The sequence below is a fragment of the Citrobacter sp. RHB35-C17 genome, assembly GCF_013816795.1.
Taxonomy (GTDB): Bacteria; Pseudomonadota; Gammaproteobacteria; order Enterobacterales; family Enterobacteriaceae; genus Citrobacter_A; species Citrobacter_A amalonaticus.
This window is the reverse complement of the sequence record NZ_CP057150.1, coordinates 2,858,961-2,872,428: the sequence shown is the minus strand read 5'-3', so window position 1 is coordinate 2,872,428 and position 13,468 is coordinate 2,858,961. Positions and strand designations below refer to the sequence as shown.

At 44.6% G+C, this 13,468-nt stretch carries 12 protein-coding genes; all 12 read left to right on the top strand.

Annotation, left to right across the window (positions count from 1 at the left end; genetic code table 11):
- Positions 1-3: 3 nt before the first annotated feature.
- A complete protein-coding gene (wzxC, locus tag HVZ37_RS13725) occupies positions 4-1,482 on the top strand; it encodes a colanic acid undecaprenyl disphosphate flippase WzxC (RefSeq protein ID WP_043000194.1) in 1,479 nt (492 codons plus the stop codon).
- A gap of 35 nt (positions 1,483-1,517) precedes the next feature.
- Complete coding sequence (gene wcaK, locus HVZ37_RS13720) at positions 1,518-2,798, top strand: colanic acid biosynthesis pyruvyl transferase WcaK (protein WP_090049745.1); 1,281 nt, start codon at positions 1,518-1,520, stop codon at positions 2,796-2,798.
- Complete coding sequence (gene wcaL / locus HVZ37_RS13715) at positions 2,795-4,015, top strand: colanic acid biosynthesis glycosyltransferase WcaL (protein WP_181627611.1); 1,221 nt, start codon at positions 2,795-2,797, stop codon at positions 4,013-4,015. Before wcaK ends, wcaL begins: the two co-directional genes overlap by 4 nt.
- A gap of 11 nt (positions 4,016-4,026) precedes the next feature.
- The gene (gene wcaM, locus HVZ37_RS13710; protein ID WP_181627610.1) at positions 4,027-5,430 is read left to right on the top strand and encodes a colanic acid biosynthesis protein WcaM; all 1,404 of its coding nucleotides are present in this window, start codon (positions 4,027-4,029) and stop codon (positions 5,428-5,430) included.
- A 177-nt stretch (positions 5,431-5,607) separates the two neighbouring features.
- Complete coding sequence (gene galF, locus HVZ37_RS13705; RefSeq protein ID WP_044266075.1) at positions 5,608-6,501, top strand: UTP--glucose-1-phosphate uridylyltransferase GalF; 894 nt, start codon at positions 5,608-5,610, stop codon at positions 6,499-6,501.
- A gap of 424 nt (positions 6,502-6,925) precedes the next feature.
- Positions 6,926-8,206 (top strand): Vi polysaccharide biosynthesis UDP-N-acetylglucosamine C-6 dehydrogenase TviB, encoded by a 1,281-nt coding sequence (tviB, locus tag HVZ37_RS13700; RefSeq protein ID WP_181627609.1) that lies wholly within the window; start codon positions 6,926-6,928, stop codon positions 8,204-8,206.
- Positions 8,207-8,241: 35 nt separating this feature from the next.
- A complete protein-coding gene (locus HVZ37_RS13695; protein WP_181627608.1) occupies positions 8,242-9,270 on the top strand; it encodes an NAD-dependent epimerase/dehydratase family protein in 1,029 nt (342 codons plus the stop codon).
- A 2-nt stretch (positions 9,271-9,272) separates the two neighbouring features.
- Positions 9,273-10,361 carry a dTDP-glucose 4,6-dehydratase gene (gene rfbB, locus HVZ37_RS13690; protein WP_181627607.1) on the top strand — a complete coding sequence of 363 codons (1,089 nt, stop codon included), beginning with the start codon at positions 9,273-9,275 and terminating at the stop codon, positions 10,359-10,361.
- Positions 10,358-11,227 carry a glucose-1-phosphate thymidylyltransferase RfbA gene (gene rfbA / locus HVZ37_RS13685; protein WP_061074637.1) on the top strand — a complete coding sequence of 290 codons (870 nt, stop codon included), beginning with the start codon at positions 10,358-10,360 and terminating at the stop codon, positions 11,225-11,227. The genes rfbB and rfbA overlap by 4 nt, the downstream gene beginning before the upstream one ends.
- Positions 11,227-12,330, top strand: coding sequence for a DegT/DnrJ/EryC1/StrS family aminotransferase (locus tag HVZ37_RS13680; RefSeq protein ID WP_181627606.1), 1,104 nt, complete (start codon positions 11,227-11,229; stop codon positions 12,328-12,330). Before rfbA ends, HVZ37_RS13680 begins: the two co-directional genes overlap by 1 nt.
- Positions 12,327-13,043, top strand: a complete 717-nt coding sequence (locus HVZ37_RS13675; RefSeq protein WP_181627605.1) for a WbqC family protein — start codon at positions 12,327-12,329, stop codon at positions 13,041-13,043. Before HVZ37_RS13680 ends, HVZ37_RS13675 begins: the two co-directional genes overlap by 4 nt.
- The gene (locus tag HVZ37_RS13670; RefSeq protein ID WP_181627604.1) at positions 13,033-13,464 is read left to right on the top strand and encodes a GNAT family N-acetyltransferase; all 432 of its coding nucleotides are present in this window, start codon (positions 13,033-13,035) and stop codon (positions 13,462-13,464) included. The genes HVZ37_RS13675 and HVZ37_RS13670 overlap by 11 nt, the downstream gene beginning before the upstream one ends.
- The last annotated feature ends 4 nt before the right edge of the window (positions 13,465-13,468 follow it).

Genomic DNA, 13,468 nt, shown 5'->3' with positions numbered 1-13,468 from the left:
GTCATGAGCTTACGTGAAAAAACCATCAGCGGCGCGAAGTGGTCGGCGATTGCCACGGTGATCATTATCAGCCTTGGGCTTATCCAGATGACGGTACTGGCGCGGATCGTCGATAACCACCAGTTCGGCCTGCTGACCGTGTCGCTGGTGATCATTGCGCTGGCCGATACGCTGTCTGACTTCGGTATTGCCAACTCCATTATTCAGCGCAAGGCGATAAGCCATCTTGAGCTGACCACGCTGTACTGGCTGAATGTCGGGTTGGGAATCATCGTCTGTGTGGCGGTCTTCCTGCTTAGCGATGTGATTAGCAATGTGCTGCATAACCCGGATCTGGCACCGCTGATTAAAACGCTGTCGCTGGCGTTTGTGGTGATCCCTCACGGGCAGCAGTTCCGCGCGCTGATGCAGAAAGAGCTGGAGTTCAACAAGATTGGGATGATTGAAACCAGCGCTGTACTGGCAGGTTTTACATTTACCGTTGTCAGCGCGCATTTCTGGCCGCTGGCGATGACGGCCATACTCGGTTACCTGGTAAATAGCGCGGTGCGCACGCTGTTGTTTGGCTATTTTGGCCGCAAGATCTACCGTCCAGGTCTGCACTTTTCGCTGGCGTCCGTTTCGTCGAATTTGCGCTTTGGTGCGTGGCTGACGGCGGACAGCATCATCAACTACGTCAACACCAACCTTTCCACGCTGGTGCTGGCGCGTATTCTCGGTGCCGGCGTCGCAGGGGGCTATAACCTGGCGTATAACGTGGCAGTGGTGCCGCCGATGAAGCTCAACCCTATCATCACCCGCGTGCTGTTTCCGGCATTTGCCAAAATTCAGGACGACACCCAGAAGCTGCGCGTGAACTTCTACAAACTGCTTTCCGTGGTGGGCATTATCAACTTCCCGGCTTTGCTGGGCCTGATGGTGGTTGCTAATAATTTTGTGCCGCTGGTCTTTGGCGAGAAGTGGAACAGCATCATTCCTGTGCTGCAACTGCTGTGCGTGGTGGGGTTGCTGCGCTCGGTTGGTAATCCGATTGGTTCGCTGTTGATGGCGAAAGCGCGGGTAGACATCAGCTTTAAATTCAATGTGTTTAAAACGTTCCTGTTCATCCCGGCGATTATTGTCGGCGGGCAGATGGCGGGCGCAATTGGCGTGACGCTGGGCTTCCTGCTGGTGCAAATTATCAACACCATTCTGAGCTATTTCGTGATGATCAAACCGGTGCTGGGTTCCAGCTACCGCCAGTACATTCTGAGCCTGTGGCTGCCGTTCTATCTCTCATTGCCGACGCTGGCGGTGAGCTACGGTCTGGGTATCGCGTTACAGGGACATCTGTCGCTCGGTGTGCTGCTGGCGACGCAGATTGCCGCCGGTGCGCTGGCGTTCGCGGTGATGATCGTGCTCTCACGCCATCCGCTGGTGGTGGAGATGAAGCGCCAGTTTTGTCGCAGCGAAAAAATGAAAACCTTGCTTCGTGCAGGATAAGTTTTGCCGGATGGCAACGATTTTAAGAGGGTGAAATGAAATTATTGATTCTGGGCAACCATACCTGCGGCAACCGTGGCGACAGTGCGATTTTACGTGGTCTGCTGGACGCCATTCACCGCCTCGAGCCTGACGCGGAAGTGGATGTGATGAGCCGCTACCCGGTAAGTTCGTCCTGGCTTTTGAACCGTCCGGTGATGGGCGATCCGCTCTTTTTACAGATGAAACAGCACAACAGCGCGGCTGGCGTAGTGGGGCGGGTGAAAAAAATCCTCCGTCGTCGCTATCAGCATCAGGTGCTGCTTTCCCGCGTTACCGATACCGGCAAGCTGCGTAATATCGCGATTGCTCAGGGTTTTACCGATTTCGTGCGTTTGCTTGCGGGTTATGACGCTATCGTTCAGGTGGGTGGTTCGTTCTTCGTCGACTTGTACGGTGTTCCGCAGTTTGAACACGCGCTGTGTACCTTTATGGCGAAAAAACCACTGTACATGGTCGGTCACAGCGTCGGTCCGTTCCAGGATCCGCAATTTAATCAACTGGCCAACTATGTTTTCGGCCACTGTGATGCACTGATCCTGCGGGAGTCGGTCAGCCTGGAACTGATGAAACGCAGTGAAATCACCACCGAAAAAGTGGAGCACGGCGTGGATACCGCCTGGCTGGTGGATCATCATGATGAAGATTTTACGCCGGGCTATGCCGTTCAACACTGGCTGAGCGTAGCGGCGCAGCAGAAAACGGTGGCAATTACTCTGCGAGAACTGGCGCCGTTTGATAAACGCCTGGGCACCACGCAGGAGGCTTATGAGAAGGCCTTCGCCGGTGTGGTCAACCGCATTCTGGATGAGGGCTATCAGGTTATCGCACTGTCTACCTGTACCGGCATTGACAGCTATAACAAAGATGACCGCATGGTGGCGCTGAATCTGCGCCAGTACGTCAGCGACCCGGCGCGTTACCACGTGGTGATGGATGAGCTCAATGATCTGGAGATGGGCAAGATCCTCGGCGCATGCGACCTGACGGTTGGCACACGCCTGCATTCCGCCATTATCTCGATGAACTTCGCGACGCCTGCTATTGCGATTAATTACGAGCACAAATCGGCGGGCATCATGCAGCAACTGGGGATGCCGGAGATGGCGATAGATATCCGTCATCTGCTGGATGGCAGTCTGCAAGCGATGGTGGCGGATACGCTCGGACAGTTGCCGCAGATCAATGAGCGTCTTGCGCAGGCGGTGCGTCGCGAGCGTGAACAGGGATACCGTATGGTGGAGTCGGTGTTAACGCGCATCGGGGAGGGGAAATGAAGGTCAGCTTTTTTTTACTGAAATTTCCGCTGTCGTCGGAAACCTTCGTCCTCAACCAGATTACCGCGTTTATCGACATGGGTTTTGACGTTGAGATTGTCGCCCTGCAAAAAGGTGACACGCAAAATACGCATGCCGCCTGGGAAAAATATGGCCTGGCGGCCAGAACGCACTGGCTACAGGACGAGCCGCCGGGACGTCTGGCAAAGCTGCGCACTCGGGCAGTGAAAACGCTGTCAGGACTGCACCGGGCGACGACGTGGAAATCGCTCAACTTCTCTCGCTACGGCGATGAATCACGTAACCTGATCCTCTCTTCAATCTGTGCGCAGATAAGTCAACCCCTGCGTGCGGATGTCTTTATCGCCCACTTTGGTCCGGCGGGCGTAACGGCGGCGAAGCTGCGTGAGCTGGGCGTTATTCAGGGCAAGATTGCGACGATTTTTCACGGTATTGATATTTCCAGTCGGGAAGTTCTTAACCATTACACGCCGGAGTACCAGCAACTGTTCCGTCGTGGCGATCTGATGTTGCCGATTAGCGATCTCTGGGCTGGAAGGCTGAAAAGCATGGGCTGTCCGCCGGAGAAGATTGCCGTTTCACGGATGGGCGTGGATATGACGCGCTTTACGCACCGGCCAGTGAAAGCCCCCGGTACGCCGCTGGAGATTATCTCTGTTGCGCGACTGACTGAGAAAAAAGGACTGCATGTGGCGATAGAGGCCTGCCGCCAGTTGAAGGCGCAGGGTGTGGCGTTTCGTTATCGCATTCTGGGTATGGGTCCCTGGGAGCGGCGATTGCGCACGTTGATTGAGCAGTATCAGCTTGATGACGTGATTGAGATGCCGGGATTTAAGCCCAGCCATGAAGTGAAAACGATGCTGGATAACGCGGATGTCTTTCTGTTGCCGTCGATTACCGGCACGGATGGCGACATGGAAGGCATTCCCGTTGCGTTGATGGAAGCGATGGCGGTGGGGATCCCGGTGGTCTCTACCGTTCACAGTGGGATCCCGGAGCTGGTGGATGCCGGGGAGTCCGGCTGGCTGGTACCGGAAAACGACGCCCATGCGCTGGCGCAACAGCTCGCGTTGTTCAGCCAACTTGACCACCAGACGCTGGAACCCATCATCCAGCGCGCGCGTGAAAAAGTTGAACATGATTTTAATCAGCAGGTAATCAATCGTCAGTTGGCCAGCCTGCTGCAAACGATGTAAACCGAGGTTGTATGCCAGAGAAAACGCTCTCCCGACGTACCTTCCTGACGGCAAGCTCCGCGCTTGCCGTACTTCCTGTCCTCCATTCACCTTTTGCCCGCGCTGTTGCGTCCCGCAAAACCGTCAATATTCAGGATTACAATGCGAAAGACTGGATTGCCTCCTTTCGACAGGCCTTCAGCGACGCAGAGACCGTGGTGGTGCCAGCGGGACTGGTGTGCGAGAACATCAATACCGGCATTTTTATCCCCCCGGGAAAAACGCTGCATGTGCTGGGCCGCCTGAGCGGTAATGGGCGTGGTCGCTTTGTGCTCCAGGACGGATGCCAGGTTGTGGGCGAGAAGGGCGGCAGCCTGCACAATATCACGCTGGATGTGCGCGGTTCCGACTGTGTGATTAACGGCCTTGCGATGAGCGGTTTTGGGCCGGTGACACAGATTTATATCGGTGGAAAAAAGCCGCGTGTGATGCGTAATCTGGTCATCGATAATCTCACGGTGACCCAGGCCAACTATGCGATTCTGCGCCAGGGATTTCACAATCAGGTTGATGGCGCACGTATTACCCATTGTCGTTTCAGCGATTTGCAGGGGGATGCCATCGAATGGAATGTCGCTATTAACGATAGCAATATCCTGATTTCTGACCACGTCATTGAACGGATCAACTGTACCAACGGCAAGATTAACTGGGGGATTGGCATTGGGCTTGCGGGGAGCACCTACGACAACACCTATCCGGAGCAGCAGACGGTTAAAAATTTTGTGGTCGCCAACATTACCGGATCAGATTGTCGGCAACTGGTGCATGTCGAGAACGGCAAACATTTTGTGATTCGCAATGTGAAGGCGAAGAACATCACCCCGGATTTCAGCAAGAAGGCCGGCATCGACAATGCGACGGTTGCCATTTACGGTTGCGATAATTTTGTGATTGATAATGTCGATATGGTTAACAGTGCCGGGATGCTCATTGGCTATGGCGTGGTCAAAGGGAAATATCTCTCCATCCCGCAAAATTTCAAACTCAACCATATCTCCCTTGATAACACGCAGCTTGAATACAAATTGCGCGGCATTCAAATTTCCTCCGGTAATGCCACCTCTTTTGTCGCGTTAACCAACATCGAGATGAAGCGGGCGACGCTGGAGTTGCATAATCAGCCGCAGCATCTCTTTCTGCGCAACATCAGAGTGATGCAGGCGTCAGCAATCGGTCCGGCGCTGAAGATGCACTTTGATCTGCGCAAAGACGTGCGCGGTAAGTTTATGGCGAAAGAGGACACGCTGCTGTCGTTGGCAAACGTACATGCGGTGAATGAGAAGGGGCAAAGCTCAGTGGATATAGACCGCATAAACCATCATGTGGTGAACGTTGATGCGATCAACTTCCGCTTACCGGTGGGGAGGGGGTGAATTTGCGACCATTCCTGGCGAAATCGGTCCATACTTAAGATTATGGCTACTGCAATTTATCAGTGACCGGCGTAGCATCAGTGACAAAGCAGCGATGATTTCCTCTAACTAATTCATGCTGGCTAAAACGAGTCAAAAGGCTATAATTCAGCAACCATTTTACAGGTGGATGAAATAATGAGTAATTTGAAAGCAGTTATACCGGTAGCGGGTCTGGGTATGCACATGTTGCCTGCCACCAAGGCAATTCCCAAAGAGATGCTACCGATCGTCGACAAACCCATGATTCAGTATATCGTTGACGAAATCGTAGCTGCAGGGATCAAAGAAATCCTCCTGGTCACACACGCGTCTAAAAACGCCGTTGAGAACCATTTCGACACCTCTTATGAACTTGAGTCACTCCTTGAGCAACGCGTGAAGCGTCAGTTGCTGGCGGAAGTGCAGTCCATTTGTCCTCCGGGCGTGACCATTATGAACGTGCGCCAGGCGCAGCCGCTGGGGCTGGGTCACTCCATTCTTTGCGCGCGTCCGGCGATTGGCGATAATCCTTTTGTGGTGGTATTGCCTGATATCGTTATTGATACCGCCAGTGCTGATCCGCTGCGCTATAACCTTGCGGCAATGGTTGCGCGTTTTGAAGAAACTGGCCGTAGTCAGGTTCTGGCGAAACGTATGCCGGGTGATCTTTCCGAGTACTCTGTCATCCAGACGAAAGATCCGCTGGATAATGAAGGGAAGGTGAGTCGCATTGTTGAATTTATCGAGAAACCGGATCAGCCGCAAACGCTGGATTCCGATCTGATGGCGGTAGGGCGTTATGTCCTCTCAGCGGATATCTGGGCCGAACTCGAAAGAACCGAACCGGGCGCCTGGGGCCGTATCCAGTTGACCGATGCAATTGCAGCACTGGCGAAAAAACAATCCGTTGACGCCATGCTAATGACCGGCGACAGCTACGACTGCGGTAAAAAATTGGGCTACATGCAGGCGTTTGTGAAGTACGGACTGCGCAATCTGAAAGAAGGACCGAAGTTCCGTAAAGGTATTGAGAAGTTGCTTAGCGAGTAAATTGAAAAATCGACGGTCCGGCAGGTCGTAAAAACACATAACGGTAGTTAACATTCGACGCGGTGATGCAGATATGCCCGGAATGTTGCTACCGTTTTTTCATCTTCGAAAAATATTTATGATTTCATTGGGTTAACTACAAAATTTAGCACCGCTTTTTATAAGATTTCTTCTTGTTTCTGACATCAATTGGTAAGACAATTAGGGTTTGAGTTTTGGGGCTTTGCGCGAGAGAAAGCAGAGCTCAACACGTCTGTGAGAGTACGCAGTGCACTGGTAGCTGTAAAGCCAGGGGCGGTAGCGTGTGTAAATAAATACATCGGTAATACTGTATATCACACCATTGTTGGCTATTTAAGCCCTGTATGTTAAGCGAAAGAGTCAGCAATTAAATCTATTAAAGTTACATCTCAGGAATAGCAAAATGAGTTTTAATCTTGAAAATTATAAAATAGGAATTATTGGGCTGGGCTATGTTGGCTTACCTTTAGCTGTTGAATTTGGCAAAAATATTAAGACGCTTGGTTTTGATATCAACGAGAAACGCATTAAAGAATTATCTGCAGGTAACGACTTTACGTTGGAATGTAGTTCTAAAGAACTGGCGGAAGCTTACTATCTTCAATATTCATGTGATTATAAAGAATTAGCGGCGTGCAATGTATTTATCGTAACTGTACCAACTCCAATTGATGAATATAAACAACCTGATTTAACGCCTCTCATTAAAGCCTCGGAAACGCTAGGAAAAATAATAAAAAAAGATGATATTATCGTCTACGAATCAACTGTATATCCAGGTGCAACAGAAGAAGTATGTATCCCAGTAATTGAGAAGATCTCTGGTCTGAAATTTAATACGGACTTTTTTGCAGGTTACAGTCCAGAACGAATCAACCCTGGTGACAAAGAACACCGTGTGACAAACATCAAAAAAGTGACGTCTGGTTCAACACCTGAAATCGCTGAGATTGTCGATAAGTTATATGGAACTATTATCACTGCTGGTACACATAAAGCATCTTCGATACGTGTTGCTGAAGCTGCAAAAGTGATTGAAAATACTCAGCGTGATTTAAATATTGCGTTAATTAATGAACTTGCGATGATTTTTAACAAGTTGGGTATTGATACAGAAGAAGTATTAAAAGCCGCAGGTACCAAATGGAATTTCCTCCCATTCCGGCCTGGCTTAGTTGGTGGACACTGCATCGGTGTAGATCCTTATTATTTAACTCATAAAGCACAAGCGATAGGTTACCATCCTGAAGTCATCCTGGCCGGCCGTAGAATTAATGATGGGATGAGTCGGTATGTGGCATCACAACTTATTAAAGCAATGCTCAAGAAAAAATTACAGATTGAAGGTGCTAATGTTTTAATCATGGGGCTTACTTTTAAAGAAAACTGCCCAGACCTTCGTAACACAAAAGTTGTAGATATCTTCGCCGAATTGAAAGAATACAATGTGGCAGTTGATATTTATGATCCTTGGGTTAATGTTGAAGAAGCCTACCATGAGTATGGGATAAATGTATTAAACACATTGTCTAATAAGAAATATGACGGCGTGATCTTCGCTGTTGCTCACTCTCAATTTAAAGACATGAGTAAAGACGACGTTAAAGGACTGATTAGAGATGATGGTGTTGTTTATGATTTGAAATACATCATCGATCCTAACATAGTCGATATTCGTCTATAATAAAAATTGATGCTACATATCAGTGAGGATATTCTGTGAAATATAAACAAGTTGAAGGCGCTTTGTCTTCTAAACCTGAAACCTGGCTAATTACAGGTGTTGCAGGATTTATTGGTTCAAACTTATTAGAAACTTTATTAAAACTCAATCAAAAAGTAATTGGCTTAGATAATTTTGCAACGGGACATCAAGCAAACCTTGATGAGGTCAAAGAGTCTGTTTCAACTGAACAATGGTCTGCTTTTACCTTTGTGAAAGGGGACATACGTGATCCAGAAACGTGTGTGGAGGTTGTTAAAGGAGTAGATAATGTCCTTCATCAGGCGGCATTAGGTTCTGTACCTCGTTCAATTAAAGATCCAATCACTACAAATAATACCAATATATCGGGTTTCATTAATATGTTGGTTGCTGCTAAAGATGCCAATGTCAAAAGCTTCACTTATGCTGCAAGTAGTTCAACATATGGTGATCATCCTGCATTACCTAAAATTGAAGAAAATATAGGCAATCCGTTATCTCCATACGCAGTGACAAAGTATGTAAATGAATTATATGCGCAAGTATTTGCCAGAACCTACGGTTTCAAATCAATTGGATTAAGATACTTTAATGTATTTGGAAAACGTCAGGATCCTAATGGTGCATATGCTGCTGTGATACCTAAGTGGACTGCTGCGATGATCAATGATGAACCGCTATTTATCAATGGTGATGGCGAAACAAGCCGAGACTTTTGTTTTATTGAGAATGTTGTGCAAATGAATATTCTTGCTGCGCAGTCTGATGTGTCTGCAAGAGATCAGGTTTATAACGTTGCAGTTGGCGACCGTACGACGCTCAATCAATTATTCACTGCGTTAAAAAATGCACTTAATGAAAATGGTGTTTCGTACAACAAAGAGCCAGTATATAAAGATTTTCGTGCTGGTGATGTTCGCCATTCTCAAGCTGATATTACTAAAGCCAAAACCAGGCTTGGATACGAGCCTCAGTTCAACATATCGGAAGGTATTCTTAAGGCGATGCCGTGGTATGTAAACTCCTTGGGCAGTAAAAAATAGCCATGAAAATTCTTATTACAGGTGGAGCTGGTTTTATTGGATCTGCTGTTATTCGATACATCATTAATCATACCAATGATAGTGTCGTAAATGTCGATAAATTGACTTACGCAGGAAACCTTCAATCACTCGAAGATGTAGAAAAAAATTCACGTTATAAATTTGAATTGGCAGATATTTGTGATAACGCAAGGATGCAAGAGATATTTTACACTCATCAACCAGATGCTGTTATGCATTTGGCTGCTGAGAGTCATGTCGATAGGTCAATTAATGGTCCGACTGAGTTTATACAGACCAATATCATAGGTACTTTTAACTTACTTGAAGTAGCTAAGTCTTACTGGCTACAGTTTCCTGAAAGCAAAAAAGAACAATTTATTTTTCATCATGTTTCTACGGATGAGGTCTATGGTGATCTACCTCATCCGGATGAACTAGATAAAGTTTCACCTTTGCCTTTATTTACAGAAAAAAAAGGTTATGCGCCAAGCAGTCCTTATTCAGCCTCAAAGGCATCTAGCGACCATTTAGTTCGTGCATGGTATAGGACCTGGGGGTTACCTGTAGTAGTAACTAATTGTTCCAATAATTATGGTCCTTATCATTTCCCCGAAAAATTAATTCCATTGACGATCCTTAACGCGTTGCAGGGTCAGTCGTTGCCAGTTTATGGTAAAGGAGACCAAATTCGTGACTGGTTATATGTAGAGGACCATGCCAGGGCACTTCATCTCGTTATCACCAGTAAACGCGTCGGAGAGACGTATAATATAGGTGGCTATAATGAAATGAGAAATATTGATGTTGTCCTGAATGTATGCGAAATATTAGATGATATCCAACCACGAAGAGAAGGATCTTACAAAAATTTAATCAATTTTGTAAAAGACAGACCTGGTCATGACCGTCGTTATGCGATTGATGCTACGAAAATTACACAAGATTTAGGTTGGCAGCCTACTGAGTCATTTGAGTCTGGTATTAGAAAAACAGTTCTATGGTATCTACAAAATACAGCATGGGTTGAGTCAGTAAAAAATGGTAATTATAAAAAATGGCTCACGCAGCAGTATGGAGAATTGAAATGAAAGGAATAATCCTCGCTGGTGGCTCTGGAACAAGACTTTATCCCATCACGAAGGGGATATCAAAACAGTTGATGCCTGTTTATGATAAACCTATGATTTATTATCCGCTTTCTGTATTAATGCTAGCGGGTATCAAGGATATATTGATTATAACAACACCTGAAGATCTCAATAATTTTCAGCGATTACTAGGTAATGGCAATTGTTTTGGCATTAATCTTTCATATCAAGTGCAACTAAAACCTGAGGGGTTGGCGCAGGCATTCATCATTGGGGAAAAATTTATAGGTAATGATGCGGTCTGCCTGGCACTCGGGGATAATATTTTTTATGGACAAAACTTTAGTCCAAAGCTCAAAGAAGCTGCACAATTAATCGATGGTGCAACTGTATTTGGATATCAAGTCAAAGATCCTGAACGGTTTGGTGTTGTTGAGTTTGACTCTAATAAAAAAGCGCTTTCAATAGAAGAAAAACCGGTAAAACCAAAGTCTAATTATGCTGTTACAGGTCTTTATTTTTATGATAACAATGTTGTTAACATAGCTAAAACAATTAAACCCTCAGAGCGTGGCGAATTAGAAATTACTAGTATCAATGAAGTATATCTTCGCAATGGAAAATTGAATGTTGAGTTATTGGGACGTGGTTTTACCTGGCTTGATACGGGAACTCACCAAAGTCTACTTGAAGCTTCTCATTTTGTGGAAACTATCGAACAACACCAAGGCTTCAAAATTGCATGCCTTGAAGAAATCGCTTTGTATAATGGATGGCTAACCAAAGATGATGTATTCAAAATAGGCAATGAGTACCTGAAAAATGGTTATGGTCAATATCTTCTCTCTTTGGTCAAGGACAAATAATGGAAAAGCCAATCTTTGTAACGCAGCCCAATTTACCTCCGTTGGAAGAGTTTATACCATATCTGGAAGCCATTTGGCAAAACAAGCAATTTACAAATAATGGTCCAATGCATCAAGAATTAGAAAAAAAATTGTGTGATTTTCTTGGTGTGGAATATATCAGTCTTTTCAATAATGGAACGATTGCGCTTATAACTGCAGTACAGGCTCTGGATATTAAAGAAGAAGTAATTACGACACCATATTCATTTGTAGCAACTGCACACTCTTTAGTATTAAATGGACTTAAACCTGTATTTGTCGATATTGATCCAAAAACCTTAAATATTGATCCGGCAAAAATTGAAGAGGCCATTACATCTAAAACACAGGCAATAATGCCGGTGCATTGTTATGGGAATCCTTGCGATACACAGGCTATTGCCGATATTGCACGGAAATATAATTTAAAAGTTATTTATGATGCTGCGCATGCCTTTGGCGTTGAAGATGATGATGGAAGCGTTCTTCGCCATGGAGATTTAAGTGTTCTAAGTTTCCATGCAACAAAAGTATTTAGTACTTTTGAAGGCGGCGCTATTGTATGTAATAGCCGAGAAATGAAAGAAAAAATTGATAGATTAAAAAACTTTGGCTATATCGATGAAACAAATATCAATACTATTGGCTCTAATGGAAAAATGAGCGAAGTTAATGCTGCTTTTGGCCTGTTACAATTAAAACATATGGATACTTTCCTGCGTGGCCGAATGAACGCGGATTTATTTTATCGCGAGGAACTTAAAGATATCACTGGTATCAGTATAGTAATGCCCTGTGGCCAAAAAATATCAAATTTTTCATATTTCCCTGTATTAATTGAGCCTGAATTCCCATTATCACGAGATGAATTATTCACTTACTTGAAGAAGTATAATATTTTTGCAAGACGCTATTTTTATCCTATCATTTCAGATTTTCAAGCTTATTTAAATATAGGTGAAGTCTGTGATGTGAGTAATGCCCGTGAGATGGCGTCTAAAGTACTTTGCCTACCGATGCATGCTGATTTGAACTCTGAAACTTTAAAATATATAGTAAGTACGATTAAGGATATAAAATGATTGCCATAATGCAGCCTTATTTATTTCCTTATCTAGGGTATTTTCAACTGATCATGGCATCAGATACATTTGTACTCTTTGATGATGTTAATTATATTAAAAAAGGGTATATTAACAGAAATAACATATTATTAAATGGTGCTGCATATAGATTTACTGTTCCTGTGCAGAATGTATCGCAAAATAAAAAAATAAATGAACATTATTTTTCTAATGATACAGATGCCATATTAAAAACCTTTAGCATGGCATATCTGAAGGCTCCATATTTTGCGGATGTATTTCCTATAGTAGAGAGAGCCTTAAAGAGTAGCGAGAGAAAGGTTAGTTCTGTTTGTTTCGATTCAATTAACGATATATTGAATTATCTTGGAATAGAGAAAAAAATAGTCTTTTCAAGCGATATTGCTTATGACAGATGTGCTAGTGCTACTGATAAACTAATTGAGATAACAAAGGTATTAGGAAGCAATTACTACATTAATGCAATTGGTGGACGTAATCTTTACGAATATGATTATTTTAAAAGCAAAGATATTACGCTCGCGTTTATTCAGATGGACGATATTGAGTATTCACAGGAAGGAAAGAATATCGAATTTGTTCCTAATTTGTCAATATTAGATGCATTAATGTGGTCTTCCCCAAAAGATGTTTTGGAAATGCTGAGTAAATATACTCTGATAACAAAGGAGTATAATAATGGTGAATGACACGATAAGATTTTTATGTGAAGTCATCGAAGGTGATTTAAATCTGAAATGCTCAATTCTTAATAACTATCACAAAATTGATGATTATATTAACAAGTTAGTTGAGCACGCCACTATAATTTCAATCAGAGAGAACGACCAAATTGTTGGTGCTATCTGTTTCTATTGCAACAATCAAAAAGATTTGATTGCGTATGTCAGCATGATTGCAGTTCATACTGATTATAGAGGGAAAGGGATTGGCGATGAGCTTTTAAGTTTTGCAATGGCTAATTGCAGAAGAAAGGGGTTTGCGCATTGTAAGTTGGAAGTAAATAAAAAAAATGTGAAAGCATTAGCCCTTTACAATAAAAATGGTTTTTCAATATTATCAGAATCTGAAAATATATATTTGATGCAGAAAAATATAAACAGGATTTGAATAT